The sequence below is a fragment of the Neobacillus sp. NPDC097160 genome (assembly GCF_044762155.1).
GTDB lineage: Bacteria > Bacillota > Bacilli > Bacillales > Cytobacillaceae > Neobacillus.
Genome location: NZ_JBIWDU010000010.1, coordinates 173,108 through 190,941 on the forward strand (window position 1 = coordinate 173,108; position 17,834 = coordinate 190,941).

Here is a 17,834-nt window from a genome sequence, read left to right on the forward strand (position 1 = left end):
TTACTCCCCCAGTTCTTCTTTTTTCTTGTTGTCTAAGATTAGCGCTAATTTTTCATACGTATTAATAAAATTAATAATTTCAGATTCTTCAAATTGCGTAATGATTGATTCAACGAGTAATCGAATTTTTTCTTGGCAATTTTGATAAAGTGTATTTCCTGCTTCCGTTAAGGTTAAATAGACTACTCTCCTGTCATTTTCATCGCGGGTTCTTTGAATGAGTCCTCTATCGGCCATTCGATTGATAATGGCTGTTATCGCACTTTTATTCACTTCAAATGCATCAGCCAATTCAGTGGAAGTACATTCCCTAGACTGAGAAATGTATCTTAATATGTAGTGCTGGTCATTGGTTAATTCGTCGCCAATTTGCCCTTTGATTAATGATTCCGCCTTTTTATGTACTTGAAAAGAAGTGGTTACATAGCGGTCTATTACCTCTTGAATAATATGGTTATTCATGATTTTTGGCACCTCACAAAATTAGTTAAACTATTTAACTATTAACGTGTTTAACTATATTACATATGGAATTTCACGTCAATATTTTCCTTTAAGGAAAAGTTAAGAAACGGATATGATAATAGGCTTATTCCAAATAAAAAGCATTCTGGTGTTTGCCCAGGATTAGAAAAGGAGTATGAATCGATGAAAAAATGGATTTTAATTGCAGTGTGCGTCCTAATTGTGGGATTTGTTGGATACCAATGGGTTTCGGCAAAAGCAAGTCCACAAACCGCGACGGCACAAGAAAGAACAGCAGTAGTTCAAAAGGGAAAATTAGATGTCAAGATAAGCGGTTCGGGTACGGTACAGCCGGTTACGAGCGAGGATATTAAATCGACAATTGATAACAATGAAATAGATGAAGTGCTCGTTTCAGCTGGTGAGGAAGTTAAAAAAGGAGCAATCTTAATGACATATGTAGATGGCAGTGACCCCATTATCGCACCAGCAGATGGGGTGATCACCACAATAGCGGTTCAAAACGGAGAACGTGTAAATAATGGACAAGCTGTTGCCCATTTAACGAACTACAAGGACTTACAAACCGTAGTACAAATTGATGAACTTGATATTCCAAAAATCGCAAAAGATCAAACTGTAACCTTAAAAGTAAATGCGTATCCTGACCAAACTTTCACTGGAACAGTAACAACAGTTGCGGAAGAGGGAGCAGCAACAAATGGCGTATCCAATTTTGATGTCACCATCCATATCGACAAACCAGATAATCTTAAGGTAGGGATGAGCACTGAAGCAAGCATTCTAACTGCTAGTAAGGAAAATATTCTTTATGTACCACTGGATGCGGTTCATACAGTCAATGGTGAAAAATATGTCTTCATTGCTTCAGCGGGTACAGACAAAGCGAATTCAGGAAAAGCGCAAACAACAGTAAAAACGGGTTTAGCGAATGAAGATTTTGTTGAAATAACTGATGGGCTTTCTGAAGGCGACACTGTTCAATTACCACAATTAGCAACTGGAAGCTCCTCCGGTAATCAAATGAGAACGATGCAAGGAGGCTTTGGAGGTGGAATGGGCGGTTTTGGTAACATGGGAGAAATGAACCGCAGTGGGGGTGGACGAGCACAATTTGGCGGAAGGAGCGGAAATTAATGGGTAAACCTATTATTCAAATTAGTAATCTGATGAAAACCTATAAACTTGGCGGTGAGACTGTCCATGCGTTAAATGATGTATCCATTGAAATTGAAAAAGGTGAATTTTTAGCCATTATCGGTCCTTCCGGTTCAGGGAAGTCGACCTTGATGAATATGATTGGCTGCCTGGATCTGCCAGAATCCGGAACTTATTTACTGGATGGTAAAGATATTGGAAAAATGAATGATAATCAGCTAGCGGTAATTCGAAATCAAAAAATAGGCTTTATTTTTCAAAATTTTAATCTGTTAACCAAATTATCAGCTTTGGAGAATGTGGAACTTCCCTTGCTATATGCGGGTATACCTGCAAAAGAACGACGTGAAAAATCCTTAGAGAGTCTGGAGAAGGTTGGATTAAGAGAGCGTGCAGGACATTTGCCAACCCAGCTTTCGGGGGGGCAGCAACAACGGGTTGCCATTGCAAGAGCCCTTGCAGGCAATCCTTCGATTCTACTAGCGGATGAACCGACTGGAGCCTTAGACAGCAAGACGAGTCAGGAGATATTATATTTAATAAAAGAATTAAACGAGTTAGGCCATACGATTATTTTAATAACACATGATTTAATGATTGCTAAACAAGCAAAAAGAATGGTCAGTATTCAGGATGGGCAGCTGCAAGAGAGCGGGGGTGAACTAATTGGGAATATTGCAATCTATTAAGATGGCACTCCGGAGTATTAAAGGAAATAAACTTAGATCGGCATTAACAATGCTGGGGATGATTATTGGGGTGTCCTCAGTGATCATTCTCGTCTCAATTGCACAAGGGTCTGCTCAAAATGTAACAAGTCAAATTAATCAATTAGGTACAAACCTATTAACTATTAATTCCTTCGGAACAGATGTTGCCTTAACGGAAGATAAAATTGATGAGTTAAGTAAATTAAACGGGGTAAAAGCGGTGGCACCTGTCGTGCAGGGGCGTGTAAATGTGAAAAAGGATAGAACTACTTCACAGGTTTCCTTAACTGGAACAAATGCTGCCTATTCAACTGTTCGTGATGCAAAGGTTAGCCAAGGCCGATTCATTACCGACTTAGATATTGAATATCGACAGAAGATTGCAGTCATTGGTTCGGATACAGCTTCCTCTTTTTTTGGAACGGAAAACCCGGTCGGTCAATATCTTCAAATTGACGGAACGTCCTTCAAAGTTGTTGGCGTTCTGGTCTCTAAGGGAAGTTCTTTGGGCCAAAGCGGTGATAATGTCATAATCGTTCCTTTAAGTACGGGACAACGCTTGGTTAAGAGTACGACGATCAATCAGGTTTATTTACAAGGAACAAGTGAAGATCAAATGGGTTTTGTGATGAACGAGGTTGAAATGAAAATGGCCTCATTATTTCCTAACAAAAGTGATTCATATAGTGTAACGAACCAGCAGGATCTAATGGATACGATGAGCTCTGTCAATGATACAATGACGATGATGTTAGGCGGTATTGCCAGTATTTCATTGCTTGTAGGTGGAATTGGAATAATGAATATCATGCTGGTATCTGTTTCAGAAAGAACAAAAGAAATAGGGATTCGTAAAGCGATTGGAGCTAAAAGGCGGGATGTCCTTCTCCAATTCCTTATCGAAGCTGTGGTATTAAGTGGAGTCGGTGGACTAATAGGGATTCTAACAGGAGTAGGATTGGGGAAACTATTATCAGCACTATTAAATTTAACTGTCTCATTCACATCCTCCATTATGTTTTCGTCTTTCTTATTTTCATTGGCTGTCGGAGTGGTATTTGGTGTATTCCCAGCAAATAAGGCATCAAAGTTAAATCCAATCCAAGCGCTTCGTTATGAATAACAGTAAAAGGTAAAAAGCGGACACAAATATGTTGCGTCCGCTTTATATGCTATATAATGAATGATAGAAAAATCAATAAATAATTGGAGAGTTTGATATGCGCTTATTAGTGGTAGAAGATAATATTCCTTTATTAGAGTCAATTGTTCAGCTTTTATCAGACGAATTCGAAGTAGATCAGGCATCGAATGGGGAAGATGCATTATTTTTAGCAATGCAAAATATTCATGATGCCATTGTGCTTGATGTGATGATTCCGGATATTGATGGCTTCGAGGTGCTGAAGGAAATTCGGAAAAAGGGTTTTAAAACACCTGTGCTCTTCTTGACAGCTAGGGATTCCTTGGAGGATCGGGTAAAGGGATTAGATTATGGCGGTGATGACTATTTAGTTAAACCGTTTCAAGCAGCGGAATTAAAGGCAAGAATTCGCGCATTATTAAGGCGCAGCGGCAGCCTTACGACACATCAAACCATACAATATCGCGGGATTGAACTTTTGGGGAAGGAAAGGGACATTCTTGCTAATGGTCATTCTGTCAAATTAACATCTAAGCAATACGAACTTCTGGAATTTATGATTCAAAACAAAGGAGCCATACTAACAAAAGAACAAATATATGACCGTGTTTGGGGATTTGATTCTGATACGACTATTGCTATTGTTGAAGTGTTTATGCACCATCTCCGAAAAAAATTAGAGCCGTTTGGTTATCATGCTGATATTAAAACCATCCGTGGAGTCGGCTACATGCTTAACGAAGAATAGGTGACAATCATGTTTCGTCAAACACATATCCGGTTAACGTTGTTAAATTCATTAGTTTTTATTATCTTAATTAGCATTCTTGGAAGTACTATTTATTTTTATACTGAAAATAGGCTTTATAAGGATGTAAACCAATCGTTAATGGAGTCGGTTGATTTTTTTAAAAACCAAGGTCAGCAAAGACAAGGGGGTCTTGCCGGTGGACCGGGACCTAGGTTTGTCCGAAAAGACCCAAGAATTATGACACTAATCTGGGATGGGCAAAATCAGCTTCTAGCAGAACAAAATCGTGATTTTGATCTATTTACGAAAAATCAAAAACTCATTCAACCTAAGAAACTGGACACATTACAGGATGTTAAAGTGGAAGATTTCTCATTTCGCTATATTGCCTTTCAAATTAACCTTCCACAAGTGGGAGAAATAACGGTTCAATCCATTCGAAATGTTAATTCTGAAAAGGAATTATTAGACAGACTTTTGTTAATTATTCTACTTGGGTGCGGCCTAGGGATGATATGTGCAGTTTTTTCTGGTTTTTTCTTGGCGGGAAGGGCTTTAGTCCCGATAAAAAACGCCTGGCAAAAGCAGCAGGAGTTTGTTTCAGACGCCTCACACGAACTAAGAACGCCATTAGCTGTTATTCAAGCAAAAACAGATATACTCTTTCGATCCCCGGCAGCGACGATACAAGAAAAAATTCTCGATATTTCGACGATTTCCAATGAATCAAGACGATTGTCCAAGCTGGTTACAAATTTATTGACGCTTGCCAGATCGGATTCCGATCAAATTGAAATGAAAAAGTCTGATTTTTTATTAGACGAGCTTTTAAGGGAAATTATACAGCAATATGATGAAATTGCTATTTATCAAGAAAAGTCACTAAGCCTTGAAGCTGCTGAATCTGTTCATTTTTTTGCCGATAAAGAGAGAATACATCAGCTAATCGTTATTTTATTGGATAATGCCATGAAGTATACACATGAAGGCGGAGAGATATTGCTTTCGTGCAGGCAAAGTCACACTTCGCTTTTCTTACAGGTCAAGGATAACGGGATTGGTATTCCTGAAAAGGATATCCCGAAAATCTTTAATCGTTTTTATCAAAGTGATAAGACAAGGACCGCCGCAGAAGGAACCGGACTAGGATTATCAATCGCTAAATGGATTATTGAGAAACATTACGGTAAAACGAAAGTTCAAAGTACCCTTGGCATGGGGACTTCAATTGAGATTATTTTTCCTAAGGCCCAAAGAAGTTAAGTTTTGGGCTTTTTTTTAAGAAAATCTTAAGGATTGCCCTTCATAATATGTTTATCAATTGGTACAAGCACATTTTCGTGCAGTATGAATAGTGGAAGGGAGATTAATGTGATGAAAAAGACAAGAAGGGCACATTTATGGATAGGCTTAATTGCATCGGTATTCATTTTTATTGAGGCATTTAGTGGATTACTATTGAATGAACCGTGGTTAATCGGACAATCACAAACGGAAATTGGAAGAGGAAATTTTCAGCCGGGCCAATTTCCTCAAGGCTTTCAGGGGAATGATAATGTTGGTCAAAGCAATGGGCAATCAGATGGACAATCTACGGATCAAGGACAATCACAGTGGCAACGAGGGGGAAATGGAAATGAAAATGGTCAATTCCAAGGCCGTCGTGACATTGGCGTAAATGGAAATTTCCCGGCGGGGTTTAGAAGAGAAGGAATGGGACAAGGATCTGCTCTTAGTATAATCCGCGGGCTTCATGAAGGAAGGATTGGAACTACTAATATCAAATGGTTATTAGACCTTGTTGCCCTTGCAATGATGTTCTTAACGGGAACAGGCATTTATTTATCGATAAAAGTCCTCGGTGCCGAGAGAAAAAGAAAGAAGCAGCATGATGATAACATAGACATTTCTTAACAAACGGACTTGAAAATTGAGGTATCTTAAGCATTAAATGGTAAAGTTAGTCCGAATTTCACTATTTTATTATGATAGTATACTGGAGGACTGGTAATGAAACGTAAGGTGCAAAAAAAAGGAATAAATCTAATACTAGCTGTATCAATGCTCGGGATGGTGTCTGGGCCATACATTTCGACTGCATATGCTGAAGGTATTCCCAATGTAAATCAGGAAACCCCAAAGACAAACACTCTTGCTAACTTAGAAATTACCGGGATTAAGCTGGACCAGCCCTTTTCGTCAGATGTAAAGGTATACTCAGCGACAGTTGAAAATGATGTTCAAACGTTTAAGTTACTTATAGAAGGTAGTAATCCAGCATCGTCTATTTTAATTAATGGTCAAACAGTTACTAGTGGAAAAGAAGAAACTTTTTCACTGCAAACCGGAACAAATACCTTTTTAATCACGGTGAGTGATGGCAGCCAAACAGCAAATACTTATACCTTAACGATTACAAGACAACAAAGTGCAAATAATCTATTGCAAAATATTAATCTTTCTGCGGGGGCACTCTCACCTGCATTTTCTTCTGCAATAACTGATTATACTGTTCAAGTAACAAATGATGTTAATACAATTGTAATTACTCCTACATCATCAGAAAATACAGCAACAATCGAAGTGAATGAAACTTTAGTAAAGGGGGCAGGTGTTTCCGTAAAACTCCCGGATGGAAAAATAGACATAATCATTGCCGTTACAGCTGAAAATGGTGATAAAAGAACTTATACATTACAAGTTACCAAAGCAGCAGCTACTAGTTCGACACCCAACAATTCATCAAAGAATAATAATTTTTTACCGAATAACAATTCATCGCAGAAAAACAGTAATAGTTCTTCCCTGCCAACTGGTATGCAGCAAAACTCAGCACTAGAGCAAAAAACAAGTAAGGCAACACTTGCTTCCCTAACAGTTTCCAACGGTACATGGGGAAGTCCTTTTAGCAAAAATAAATTTACCTACCATGTAGCAGTTCCAAAGGATGTAAAAACGATCACCCTTAACCCATCCCCAAGCTACGGAACATCTAATATAATGATTAACGGCGGCAGCAGCAAAACAATTCAGCTTGAAGACGATAATAAAACGATTATTCCCATTGTAGTAACCTATGATGATGGTGACCATAAAACATATGTACTTGTTTTTGATAGAGTGGAATAACTGGATGAAGGCATAAGTATTCATGTTGGAAAAACATACAGGTTTAATTCGTCTCAATTAAAGCGAATGTGGATCATAATAAAATGGCAAACCTAATGTGCAATAGGTTTGCCATTTTTTTACTCAACAATGATTGTGCCTTTAAACATTTTCATCCCGCAGCTGAAGGTGTATTCGCCAGCTTTGTCAGGGGTAAAACTTAGGTTTGTTATCCCGGTTTTGAGATTAATATTGTTCACATTAAAATCAGGAATCATAAAGGTGGATAAACAGCTATTATTTTCAAGCGGATTTTCAATTTCAAGTTCCACCGGTACACCTTTTTTCACCCGAATTACGTTTGGTGAGTACCCTTTTTCCGTTACAAGCATCTTAACTTTAGGAGCGCTTTCTTTAGTTACATCAACTTCTGTTTTGGCTGGATCATGATTGCTCGTCGCTTGTGCAGGTTCATTTTTCCCAGGGATTTTTACCATATCGCTGCCATACATAAACAAAAATAATGAAACGAGCACAACTCCACCTGCGATAATCGCAAAAGGAGAGAGTTCTTCAGTATTAATCGAAAATTTGTGATTAGAGGCAACATGAATATAGACAATCACAAACGTGATGATAACAATATAAAAACCTAATAAAATACCAAGCAAAATCGTAGGGTTAATGAATTGCAGAAAAACACCAAGAATGGCGCCATTAATTCCACCCAATAAGCCGGAGATGGAACCCATAAGAATGGCTAATATCCCGATTGGATGCCCGGCTAAGAAACCCACAACGAATCCAATAATCATGCTGACACCAACAACAAGGAACGTCTCACCTGAAACGATACCGATGATACTTCCGGAGAGCAAGCCAGTTATCACGGCAATAACCATACTGATCATAATTCCCGGAGTGTTATTTAGTTTGTTTTTATTGCGGTATTCAAGGTAAATAGAATAGCCGGTACCAACGGCTACAAACACTGCTGAAATAATCGAAAAAATTATCATGTTCCGTCTCCTCTTATGTGGTGGCCTATAGAAATAAACAACATAAGAGTATTATAAATGCAAAATACGACCTTGAAGGTATAAGCAATATGAACGTTTTATGAATAATGATTAAGAAGGTGGAGGATTGGGGCAAATTATTTTTCTTTTTCTTTATCAACTGTATTTTTAAAAATGCGTTTGAGGGCCTCATTTTGCATCCGAATGTATTCAAGCAAAAATTCTTTTTCTTCTTCCTCTAGTTCAAGATCATCTTTGTCTTCCGTTTTCACGCAAATCCCCCCACTAGTTCTAACTAAATGCATTTTAACCCATTCATTCATTTGCTTAAAGTAGCACGAAAGAAAAATATTCCACCATAGGAATTGACATTTGCAAGCTGGACAGATATAATTTTGGAAAAATACTATTGAAACTATGATGGGGATTAGTAAAATGAAGTGATCTTACCAAGAGAGGAAACCGATGGTGCGAGGTTTCTTAGGACAGTCATTTGAACCTGCCTCTGAGTTCTGTATCGGATGTTTTGAAGATACATGCGGATAAACTCCGTTACCATGGAAAGAGTATAAAGCATTTTGCTTTATGAATTTAGGGTGGTACCGCCAGGCCTTGGTCCCTTTTTAGGATCAAGGTCTTTTTGTATTTAAAAAAATTAATGAGGTGTCAAAAATGGCAAAGGAATTTGTAAAAGATGTAACCAGTATGGACGAGGATTTCGCCCAGTGGTATACAGATGTTGTGACGAAAGCAGATTTAATTGACTATTCAAGCGTTCGCGGTTCGATGATCATTCGACCATATGGCTATGCGCTTTGGGATAATATTAAAAATGAATTAGACCGCCGTATTAAGGAAACAGGGCATGAAAATGTTTATATGCCTCTATTTATTCCAGAAAGCCTGCTCCAAAAAGAGAAGGACCATGTCGAAGGCTTTGCACCTGAAGTGGCATGGGTAACCCATGGCGGATCTGAACCATTAGCTGAGCGATTGGTTGTTCGCCCAACATCAGAAGTTCTGTTTTGTGAGCATTACAGCAATATCATTCATTCTTGGCGTGATTTACCAAAATTATATAACCAATGGGCAAATGTTGTCCGCTGGGAAAAAACAACCCGTCCATTCCTTCGTACTTTAGAGTTTTTATGGCAGGAAGGACATACAGCCCATGCGACTGATGAAGACGCGATGGAAGAAACGATTAAAATGCTGAATGTTTATGCGGAACTTTGTGAAACGATTCTGGCGATCCCAGTTGTAAAAGGGCAAAAGACGGACAAGGAAAAATTTGCCGGTGCAAAGGCCACCTTCACGATTGAAAGCTTAATGCATGATGGAAAAGCACTGCAATCAGGTACTTCACACCATTTTGGTACAGGATTTGCAGAAGCATTCGGTATTCAATACACTGACAAAGAAGGAAAGCTGCAATACGTCCATCAAACATCATGGGGCTTCACAACAAGAATTATCGGTGCTTTGATCATGGTCCATGGCGATGACCGCGGACTTGTCATTCCACCAAAAGCTGCACCAACGCAAGTCATGATTGTACCAATTGCGCAGCATAAAGAAGGCGTTCTAGATTTTGCTTATGAGTTGAAAAAGTCACTTGGTCAGGTTGCCCGTGTGGATATCGATGCAAGCGATAAAAAGCCAGGCTGGAAATTTAATGAGTACGAAATGAAGGGGATTCCAGTTCGTCTTGAAGTAGGGCCAAAGGACATTGAAAATAAGCAGGTTGTTTTAGTAAGACGGGATACGTTAGAGAAAGTAATTGTTCCGTTGGATGAGTTAGAAACCAAGCTTGTTGAATTACTTGATGACGTTCAAGCCAATTTATATAACAAAGCACTGAAGCATCGTGAAGAGAGAACTACGGTTGCCTTAACCCTTCCTGAATTAAAGGAATCGCTTGAAGCAAAACCAGGTTTCATCAAAGCGATGTGGTGCGGTGAATTGGCCTGTGAGGAAAAGATCAAGGAAGAAGCAGGAGCAACATCACGATGTATCCCATTTGAACAAGAACAGCTGGCTGAAACGTGCGTTTGCTGCGGAAAAGATGCAAAACAGATGGTTTATTGGGCAAAAGCATACTAAAAATGGCAAAATGAAAGGCTCTTCCGTTATGGGAGAGTCTTTTTTTCGAAAAAAGCTATCTTAAAATCTTAAATAGCCCTTTATGAAGTATAAATGATTCCTATGAGCGAATTTTGGTGTTCTATGAGCGAATATAGTCGTTCTATGAGCGAATTTCACCATTCAATGAGCGAATTTCATTTTCACGATATTTTTCATTTATAAAAGCGAATCCAATTTTCAGCATAATTTTCTCCTTTTGAAAAAGGGAATTCCACTGATTCTAGCGAATAGTAAATAGTCAGATAGGGGGAACAAAAATGAAACCAATACTAATGGATTTTCCAGAAGAATTTTTCACGGATAGACTTACGATTCGAAAGCCAATGCCTGGCGACGGAAAAGCGGTGTACCAAGCAATTCAAGCCTCATTAAATGAACTGAAACCGTGGATGCCTTGGGCACATAGAGAGCAAACAGAGCAGGATGTGGAGGTAAACATGCGGGAGGCACATGCGAAGTTTTTAACCCGAGAGGACTTACGGCTCCATATCTTTCATAAAGAAACAGGCGAATTCATCGCATCATCCGGTCTACATAGAATCAACTGGGATATACCAAAATTTGAAATCGGTTATTGGATTGATACCCGATTTAGTGGGAAGGGGTACATAACTGAAGCAACAGAGGCGATTGCTAATTTTGCTTTTACCATTTTGAAAGCAAAACGAGTCGAGATTCGTTGTGACTCAAAAAATATAAGAAGCCGTGCTATTCCCGAAAAATTAGGTTTTACCCTAGAAGGTATCTTGAAAAATGAAGGAATTGCGGCTGACACAAAAGAGCTGCGGGATACATGTATTTTTGCAAAAATACAGGAATGATCAAATGAAAAACTCGACCGCTGATTTGAAGAGTCGAGTTTTTCAATTAATCTAGTATATATCGTTTCAAATAGAATTTCGTAATTGCTAAATATTCTCGGCTATAGGATTTCAATACCGCCTTCCAGGGGGTCTTTGCCGGAAGTCCTTGCACATCTAAACCCCGGTCACGGGCGATTGAGATGGCACGGTATAGATGAAAATTATTTGTAACCACAAGACCTATCTTTGCATCACTAGGAATCAGCTTTTTCGAAAACTCAATGTTTTCATATGTATCTGTGGAACGATCCTCTAAAATAATCCGATTTTCACTAATTCCCTGTTTAACAAGTTCTCTCTTAATGGTCTCAGCTTCCGAAATATCTTCTCCAGAGCCTTTGCCCCCTGATGCAATAACAATGGTATGCGAGTTCTCTTTTAAATAAACCGCTGCAGCAGTAATTCTGCTGGCAAACGCCAGTGATGGGACGCTGCCTTTCACTCTGGCACCAAGCACGATTACATAATCAGCGTTTTTAGGTGCTTCCAAATGACTATATTGATTGATTTTAAATTGCAAAAACCCAACATAGATTAGACATAAAATCACAAGACAACCAAATATGGATACAATTCTTTTCTTATTTTTCATCTTTTCCAATATGTTTCCCCATTTTTATTAAATGTCATTAGTTTGATAGTACCATAATATTACAGTTTTTAATATTTTATTTTTCCATAATAATAGGTGCATGGTTGACCATACACCTTCTAACTATTTACAGAGTTCCTTTATTCACATACCCATGAAAGTCCAAGTGTTCCAACGCCGGTATGCACGCCTGCAACTGGTATAAGCATCAATATTTCTGTTTCTATATTTGGAATTGCTTCGTTTACTACTTTTTCAAGCTCAGCAGCTTTTTTAAAATCATTCGCATGGACAATGGCCACTTTCCGAACAGTTTTTGTTTCAAGGTCTTCCTTTAATTTATTCACCAGCAATAAAAAAGCCTTTTTTTCGGTGCGGACTTTGTCCTTTATTTTTGCTGCTCCTTCTTCAATCGCTAAAATAGGTTTGATATTAAAGAGAGAAGCTAATATTTTTTGTCCACCAGATACCCGCCCACTTTTGTGAAGCTGGTCAAGGTTTGATGGGACTAAATATAATCGAGTGTGTTCACGTAAAGCATTTAATTGGTCAGCCACTTCACCGGCATCAAGTCCTTGTTCTACAAGTTCAATGCCTTTTTTTATTAAAAAAGAGAGTGGATAGGAGCCTGTTTGTGAATCAATCGCAAACAAGTTGAAATCTTCCATACCGGCTGCCATAACCGAAGATTGATAGGTTCCAGTCAATAGGCTGGAAGCATGAATGGCGATCCCACAATCATAATCGCCCTTTAGCTTGGTATACAGCTCTACAAAATCATTGATGGATGGTTGGGATGATTGAAATTTCCCTTCTTCATTCTGCATTCGTTCATAAAATTCTTGTTCAGAAATATCGATTGTTTCTTTATAGAATTGATCGTTAATAACAACGTGCAGCGGAATGACATGTATATGATGCTGCTCAATAAATTCCTTGCTGAGCGATGCCGTTGTGTCTGTAATCCATGCAATTTTTGCCTTGTTCATCAAAATCATCTTCCTTTAGTGGTGATCTTAATATAATAAAATGATTTTAAAACAAATAATTTCCTACCTAGGCTCAACAATACAAAAATGAATACTATATGACTAGTTACATCTGTCATGCTTAAAAGTGAACACTTTGTGAAACTTCGTGTTTAAGTTATTCAAATATAACGAAGTGTGATTTAGATCACTTAATCGCTGTGAATAAAAACATATAATCACTATGGATATAGTGAAAACATATATAAGGAGTGTTCATAGTGTTAGATCAAAAAACGATTGAAATCATTAAATCTACTGTACCGGTATTAGAAAAACACGGAGAAACTATTACAACTCGCTTTTATCAACTGATGTTTGGGGACCATCCTGAATTATTAAATATATTTAACCATGCCAATCAAAAACAGGGGAGACAGCAAAAAGCACTTGCAGGAACGGTATATGCTGCTGCAATGTATATTGACAACCTTGAAGCCATTCTTCCTGTAGTGAAACAAATTGCTCATAAACATAGAAGTCTTGGCATTAAACCTGAACATTATCCAATTGTCGGAAAACATCTCTTACTAGCAATTAAGGATGTACTGGGCGATGCAGCAACAGACGAAATAATCAATGCCTGGGCTGAAGCCTATAACGTCATTGCCGATGCCTTTATTAGTGTAGAAGCGGAAATGTATGATGAAGCAACACAACAAGCAGGCGGCTGGGACGGCTTCCGCGGCTTTATCGTTGACCGAAAAATGGTTGAAAGTGATGTTATTACTTCTTTCTACTTAAAACCGGAAGATCACAATGGGATTGCAAGCTTCATCCCTGGCCAGTATATTAGTATAAAATTAGAAATTGAGGGTGAGGAGTTTACCCACATTCGTCAATACAGTCTTTCAGACGCTCCCGGTAAAGACTATTACCGAATTAGTGTTAAACGTGAAGCGGGAACACCAAACCCAGATGGAATGGTGTCCAATTACTTGCACGATCGTGTGAATGAAGGAGATATTCTTAAAGTGAGTACGCCTGCGGGTGATTTTGTCCTTAATACGGAAAAGAATACTCCGCTTGTCCTCCTAAGCGGCGGTGTTGGTTTAACACCAATGATGAGTATGTTAAAAACAGTTGTTGACATCCAGCCTGGACGTAACGTTACATTTATACATGCAGCTGCAAATAGCAATGTTCATGCATTGAGAGCCGAGGTTGAAGAGTTAGCAGCTCTTGAACATGTGAATTCATTTGTTTTTTATGATTCACCAACTGAAGAAGATCGCATGAACAATCGATTTGATGTTGAAGGTTATATAACTCGTAAGTGGTTGAAGGACAAAGTTTCCATCGAGGAAGCAGATTTTTATTTCTGCGGACCGGTTCCATTTATGAAAGCAATGAACCGTTCATTGAAAGAATTAGGCGTTAATGAAGGAAGAATTCACTTCGAATTCTTTGGCCCTAAAGGGAATTTAGAAGAATAGAAGAAGAACAAGCTGGTTTCCAATCGGAAGCCGGCTTTTTTTGACAAAAGAACAAGAAACCGTTAAATTTTTGGAAAAAGTTAAGATTTATTGAATCTTTCAGGATTTCATTCGAAAAAGCCGCACTGAAAGTTTGATTCATACCCTAACTATGATTAAATAAGAGAAAAGGCCAGAAAGGATGTTTTTCATGAATAAGAATGTCATCCGTTCGATTACTGCCATAGCGGTATTATTTTGCCTCCTCTGGCTGATCGGGCTTGGTTGGGCAGTAGGGGAGTATTATGCCGGAAACACGGAGAAAGTTCCGGAGACAAAAACCGTTAGCAAGAAAGTCGAGAGCAAAAAAGGGTTAACCATTGTCGCTTTAGGTGATTCGTTAACGAGAGGAACTGGTGATGAGACAGGAAAAGGCTATGTAGGGGTCTTAATCGATGAAATAAAAGAGAAGACAAAGCGCCCTGTGCAGCTTACCAACCTGGGCATTAATGGTCAAAGATCTGACCAGCTTCGCAAACAGGTTCAGGAAACCGAAGTTGGCAGGCAAATTGAAAAAGCTGATATGGTTTTGGTGACGATTGGCGGAAATGATTTGTTTCGCGGGGGTCAGGGCTTGATCGATTTTGAAAAAGAAGACATTGCAACAATCGAAAAAAAATACCTTGATAACCTTAAATTTATTTTTGAACAAATTCGTAAGAACAACAGTGAAGCCAATGTTTTCTTTATTGGTTTGTATAATCCCTTTATTGGGTTAGATCAGGGAAAAGAGATGTCCAAGGTCGTCCGCCATTGGAATTATGACAGTGCAGAAGTAGGTGCTGCTTATCCTAAAATCGTCTTTGTGCCAACGTTTGACTTATTTGAGTTGAAGGTAAACGACTATCTGTACTCGGACAAGTTTCATCCAAATTCAAAAGGGTACCGTTTAATTGCCGAACGAGTAGCCTCATTGCTTACCTGGTAGGGAGTGTTAACAGTGGAGAAAAAAATCACATTATCAGTTAAGAATTTAAAAAAAGTTATTGGGAAAAGAGAAATCATCAAGGGGTTGACGTTTGACCTGCGTGAAGGGGAAGTGTTTGGGTTCTTGGGACCGAATGGTGCCGGGAAAACTACTACCATCCGCATGCTTGTCGGTCTGATAAAACCAACGTCTGGCAGTGTTCACATTTGTGGTCACAGTATTGAGGATCAATTTCAGGAAGCAGTACTTAATCTTGGCTGTATCGTTGAAAATCCGGAACTATATCCTTACCTGTCGGGCTATAATAATCTGCTCCACTTTGCCAGGATGCTTGATCACATTGGCGAAGATCGGATTAATGAAGTGACACAGCTGGTTGGGTTAACAGAAAGAATTCACGATAAAGTTAAAACCTATTCGCTTGGAATGCGGCAGCGACTTGGAATTGCCCAGGCACTCTTAGGGGAGCCCAAGGTGTTGATTCTCGATGAACCGACAAATGGATTGGACCCGGCAGGAATTCGTGAAATGAGACAATTTATAAGGTTTCTGGCCGAAAAGGAAGGTTTAAGTGTCCTTGTGTCAAGCCACTTATTGAGTGAAATACAATTACTTTGTGACCGGGTAGCAATCATTTCAAAAGGGGCGATCATACGGGTCGATACCGTTGGGCATCTGCTTGCCAATCGCGAAAGAGTGGTTTGGCGCATTTCCCCTTATGAAAAGGGAAAACAAGTTTTACAGTCATTAACCACAATAGAAGAAAAAGATAATGGCACTCTTTTAACGGAATTCGATGAACAGAAGACACCCGAATGGAATAAACAGCTAGTTGAAGCGGGAGTTGCCGTATCAGAAATGAATCGAAAAATGCCGGTGCTTGAAGATTTGTTCCTCGAACTAACGGGGGGTGACAGCATTGAATAAACTGATTCAAAATGAAATGATGAAGCTGATTGCCAAAAAGCGGCTGGTTGTAATTGCAATCATCATTGGCGTTCTTGTCATGTTATTTACATATGCACAATATAAGCAAGTTGAAACACAGCGTGAAAAATTAGGAACCAGTGATTGGCGTACGATTTTACAGCAGCAAATTGTGGATACAACAAACCGCTTAAGCAGCAGTAGAATATCTGACGAATGGAAGAAACAACTGCAAATATCACTACAGCAGCAGCAATATTATTTGGATCATGATATTAACCCAACAGAACCCGGTGCACCAACATTCATGAGAATCTTTTTAGAAAACTCGATTGATCTGTTTATCCCATTAATGGTGATGGTCATAGCCAGCGATTTAGTTTCGTCCGAGCACAGTTTAGGTTCGATAAAGCTGTTGCTGACGAGGCCGGTGAAGAGATGGAAGGTACTTTTAAGCAAATATATCACACTTTGTTTAGCCATCTCATTAATCATTGCGATAGCAGGCGGCCTATCCTATTTAATCTCTGGAGTAGTCTTTGGCTATAAAGGCTGGGGGGCACCAATCTTAACTGGTTTTAATGTGACGGAGACGGGGTTAAACACCTCGGAGGTTAGACTTCTAAGTTTGTGGAAGTTTCTATTAATGGATTATGGTCTGGTATGGTTTGTCGCGATTGTCGTCGGAACCCTATCGTTCATGCTTTCTGTGTTAATTCGCAGTACAGCGGCAGGAATGGGTGTGATGCTTGCAGCCTTAATCTCGGGGGCTATTTTAAATAATATGGTATCCTCATGGGAATCAGCCAAATACTTTTTTATGGTCAATTTACGGTTAACTGACTATATGAAAGGAACAGCGCCGCCAATTGAGGGTATGAATCTCACCTTTTCGATGCTGGTTTTACTGGTTTGGTGGGCCGCAGCATTATTCGTCTCGTTTTTCGTTTTTACGAAAAAGGATGTTTATTAGGAAGCTGTCCCTGTTAAAAAGCGGGGCGGCTTTTCTTTTGTCAAAAAACAATAGAAAAATTTGATGGAATATTAAAAATTTTATAAAATAGGAGAGAAACGTATGAAAAGAAACGGGGGAATCAGTATGTCGTTTACGATAAAAAAATTTGACCATGTCCAGCTTGCTGCTCCAAAGGGCTGTGAAGAAGCAGCCAGAGGATTTTTCGGAGAAACCCTCGGCTTAACGGAGGTTGAAAAACCGGAGGAATTAAAGAAACGGGGCGGTGTATGGTTTGAGTTTGGAACATTCCAAATCCATATTGGCGTAGAAGAACCATTTTTTCCAGCAAAAAAGGCGCACCCGGCCTTTGTGGTGGAAAATATCGAGGAATTAAAAATGCTTCTTAGTAAGAAGAATATTGTTTTTTCTGGAGATGACAATCTTCCGGGAGCATCTAGAATTCATCTTCACGATCCGTTTGGCAACCGGCTCGAATTTTTAGAGTGGATATAAAAATGTGAACAGCCTCAGGTCCTAATGATTGG

Annotated in this window: 19 protein-coding genes and 1 other annotated feature; of the genes, 14 read left to right on the forward strand and 5 right to left on the reverse strand. The window is 39.0% G+C overall.

The genetic code is table 11. The features are described 5' to 3' along the window. The gene (locus ACIQXV_RS15890; RefSeq protein ID WP_402960185.1) at positions 1-462 is read right to left on the reverse strand and encodes a MarR family winged helix-turn-helix transcriptional regulator; all 462 of its coding nucleotides are present in this window, start codon (positions 460-462) and stop codon (positions 1-3) included. Between the two features lie 186 nt (positions 463-648). On the opposite strand from ACIQXV_RS15890, the gene ACIQXV_RS15895 reads away from it, so the two are divergent. The 7 genes from ACIQXV_RS15895 (at position 649) to ACIQXV_RS15925 (ending at position 7,378) form a co-directional block, all read left to right on the forward strand. Beyond that, the gene (locus ACIQXV_RS15895) at positions 649-1,623 is read left to right on the forward strand and encodes an efflux RND transporter periplasmic adaptor subunit (RefSeq protein ID WP_402960186.1); all 975 of its coding nucleotides are present in this window, start codon (positions 649-651) and stop codon (positions 1,621-1,623) included. Continuing rightward, a complete protein-coding gene (locus tag ACIQXV_RS15900; RefSeq protein ID WP_402960187.1) occupies positions 1,623-2,333 on the forward strand; it encodes an ABC transporter ATP-binding protein in 711 nt (236 codons plus the stop codon). The genes ACIQXV_RS15895 and ACIQXV_RS15900 overlap by 1 nt, the downstream gene beginning before the upstream one ends. Continuing rightward, entirely contained in the window at positions 2,311-3,477 is a 1,167-nt protein-coding gene (locus ACIQXV_RS15905) for an ABC transporter permease (RefSeq protein WP_402960188.1), read from the forward strand. Before ACIQXV_RS15900 ends, ACIQXV_RS15905 begins: the two co-directional genes overlap by 23 nt. A 97-nt stretch (positions 3,478-3,574) precedes the next feature. Next, a complete protein-coding gene (locus tag ACIQXV_RS15910) occupies positions 3,575-4,246 on the forward strand; it encodes a response regulator transcription factor (RefSeq protein WP_402960189.1) in 672 nt (223 codons plus the stop codon). 9 nt (positions 4,247-4,255) lie between these two features. Further along, the gene (locus ACIQXV_RS15915) at positions 4,256-5,512 is read left to right on the forward strand and encodes a sensor histidine kinase (protein ID WP_402960190.1); all 1,257 of its coding nucleotides are present in this window, start codon (positions 4,256-4,258) and stop codon (positions 5,510-5,512) included. Positions 5,513-5,623: 111 nt separating this feature from the next. Beyond that, the gene (locus ACIQXV_RS15920; protein WP_402960191.1) at positions 5,624-6,163 is read left to right on the forward strand and encodes a PepSY-associated TM helix domain-containing protein; all 540 of its coding nucleotides are present in this window, start codon (positions 5,624-5,626) and stop codon (positions 6,161-6,163) included. A gap of 96 nt (positions 6,164-6,259) precedes the next feature. Beyond that, positions 6,260-7,378, forward strand: a complete 1,119-nt coding sequence (locus tag ACIQXV_RS15925; protein WP_402960192.1) for a cadherin-like beta sandwich domain-containing protein — start codon at positions 6,260-6,262, stop codon at positions 7,376-7,378. Positions 7,379-7,497: 119 nt separating this feature from the next. On the opposite strand, the gene ACIQXV_RS15930 is transcribed toward ACIQXV_RS15925, so the two are convergent. Both ACIQXV_RS15930 and ACIQXV_RS15935 read right to left on the reverse strand, forming a co-directional pair. After that, positions 7,498-8,376: a cupredoxin domain-containing protein gene (locus ACIQXV_RS15930; RefSeq protein ID WP_402960193.1), complete on the reverse strand. Its 879-nt coding sequence runs from the start codon at positions 8,374-8,376 to the stop codon at positions 7,498-7,500. Positions 8,377-8,513: 137 nt separating this feature from the next. After that, entirely contained in the window at positions 8,514-8,648 is a 135-nt protein-coding gene (locus ACIQXV_RS15935; RefSeq protein WP_402960194.1) for a hypothetical protein, read from the reverse strand. A gap of 136 nt (positions 8,649-8,784) precedes the next feature. Beyond that, positions 8,785-9,000: a binding site (T-box leader), on the forward strand. Positions 9,001-9,048: 48 nt separating this feature from the next. On the opposite strand from ACIQXV_RS15935, the gene proS reads away from it, so the two are divergent. Beyond that, on the forward strand, positions 9,049-10,479 hold the full coding sequence (gene proS, locus ACIQXV_RS15940; protein WP_402960195.1) for a proline--tRNA ligase: 1,431 nt from the start codon (positions 9,049-9,051) through the stop codon (positions 10,477-10,479). Between the two features lie 299 nt (positions 10,480-10,778). Then, positions 10,779-11,342, forward strand: a complete 564-nt coding sequence (locus ACIQXV_RS15945) for a GNAT family N-acetyltransferase (protein WP_402960196.1) — start codon at positions 10,779-10,781, stop codon at positions 11,340-11,342. 46 nt (positions 11,343-11,388) lie between these two features. Here ACIQXV_RS15945 and ACIQXV_RS15950 read toward each other — a convergent pair whose 3' ends face one another. Both ACIQXV_RS15950 and ACIQXV_RS15955 read right to left on the reverse strand, forming a co-directional pair. Beyond that, positions 11,389-11,976 (reverse strand): YdcF family protein, encoded by a 588-nt coding sequence (locus tag ACIQXV_RS15950; protein ID WP_402960260.1) that lies wholly within the window; start codon positions 11,974-11,976, stop codon positions 11,389-11,391. 140 nt (positions 11,977-12,116) lie between these two features. Beyond that, the gene (locus ACIQXV_RS15955) at positions 12,117-12,965 is read right to left on the reverse strand and encodes a DegV family protein (protein WP_402960197.1); all 849 of its coding nucleotides are present in this window, start codon (positions 12,963-12,965) and stop codon (positions 12,117-12,119) included. 260 nt (positions 12,966-13,225) lie between these two features. On the opposite strand from ACIQXV_RS15955, the gene hmpA reads away from it, so the two are divergent. The 5 genes from hmpA (at position 13,226) to ACIQXV_RS15980 (ending at position 17,802) form a co-directional block, all read left to right on the forward strand. Continuing rightward, a complete protein-coding gene (gene hmpA, locus ACIQXV_RS15960) occupies positions 13,226-14,440 on the forward strand; it encodes an NO-inducible flavohemoprotein (protein WP_402960198.1) in 1,215 nt (404 codons plus the stop codon). A gap of 190 nt (positions 14,441-14,630) precedes the next feature. Further along, a complete protein-coding gene (locus ACIQXV_RS15965) occupies positions 14,631-15,407 on the forward strand; it encodes an SGNH/GDSL hydrolase family protein (RefSeq protein WP_402960199.1) in 777 nt (258 codons plus the stop codon). 12 nt (positions 15,408-15,419) lie between these two features. After that, positions 15,420-16,334, forward strand: a complete 915-nt coding sequence (locus ACIQXV_RS15970; protein ID WP_402960200.1) for an ABC transporter ATP-binding protein — start codon at positions 15,420-15,422, stop codon at positions 16,332-16,334. Next, on the forward strand, positions 16,327-17,307 hold the full coding sequence (locus ACIQXV_RS15975; protein WP_402960201.1) for an ABC transporter permease: 981 nt from the start codon (positions 16,327-16,329) through the stop codon (positions 17,305-17,307). The genes ACIQXV_RS15970 and ACIQXV_RS15975 overlap by 8 nt, the downstream gene beginning before the upstream one ends. A 126-nt stretch (positions 17,308-17,433) precedes the next feature. Beyond that, positions 17,434-17,802 (forward strand): VOC family protein, encoded by a 369-nt coding sequence (locus tag ACIQXV_RS15980; RefSeq protein ID WP_402960261.1) that lies wholly within the window; start codon positions 17,434-17,436, stop codon positions 17,800-17,802. The last annotated feature ends 32 nt before the right edge of the window (positions 17,803-17,834 follow it).

Coding starts and splice junctions, on each gene's coding strand:
- ACIQXV_RS15965 (WP_402960199.1), top strand. CDS start 14,631: ATGAATAAGAATGTCATCCGTTCGATTACTGCCATAGCGGTATTATTT.
- ACIQXV_RS15910 (WP_402960189.1), top strand. CDS start 3,575: ATGCGCTTATTAGTGGTAGAAGATAATATTCCTTTATTAGAGTCAATT.
- ACIQXV_RS15900 (WP_402960187.1), top strand. CDS start 1,623: ATGGGTAAACCTATTATTCAAATTAGTAATCTGATGAAAACCTATAAA.
- ACIQXV_RS15980 (WP_402960261.1), top strand. CDS start 17,434: ATGTCGTTTACGATAAAAAAATTTGACCATGTCCAGCTTGCTGCTCCA.
- ACIQXV_RS15945 (WP_402960196.1), top strand. CDS start 10,779: ATGAAACCAATACTAATGGATTTTCCAGAAGAATTTTTCACGGATAGA.
- ACIQXV_RS15930 (WP_402960193.1), bottom strand. CDS start 8,376: ATGATAATTTTTTCGATTATTTCAGCAGTGTTTGTAGCCGTTGGTACC.
- ACIQXV_RS15915 (WP_402960190.1), top strand. CDS start 4,256: ATGTTTCGTCAAACACATATCCGGTTAACGTTGTTAAATTCATTAGTT.
- ACIQXV_RS15895 (WP_402960186.1), top strand. CDS start 649: ATGAAAAAATGGATTTTAATTGCAGTGTGCGTCCTAATTGTGGGATTT.
- ACIQXV_RS15955 (WP_402960197.1), bottom strand. CDS start 12,965: ATGAACAAGGCAAAAATTGCATGGATTACAGACACAACGGCATCGCTC.
- ACIQXV_RS15890 (WP_402960185.1), bottom strand. CDS start 462: ATGAATAACCATATTATTCAAGAGGTAATAGACCGCTATGTAACCACT.
- ACIQXV_RS15920 (WP_402960191.1), top strand. CDS start 5,624: ATGAAAAAGACAAGAAGGGCACATTTATGGATAGGCTTAATTGCATCG.
- ACIQXV_RS15925 (WP_402960192.1), top strand. CDS start 6,260: ATGAAACGTAAGGTGCAAAAAAAAGGAATAAATCTAATACTAGCTGTA.
- proS (WP_402960195.1), top strand. CDS start 9,049: ATGGCAAAGGAATTTGTAAAAGATGTAACCAGTATGGACGAGGATTTC.
- ACIQXV_RS15950 (WP_402960260.1), bottom strand. CDS start 11,976: ATGAAAAATAAGAAAAGAATTGTATCCATATTTGGTTGTCTTGTGATT.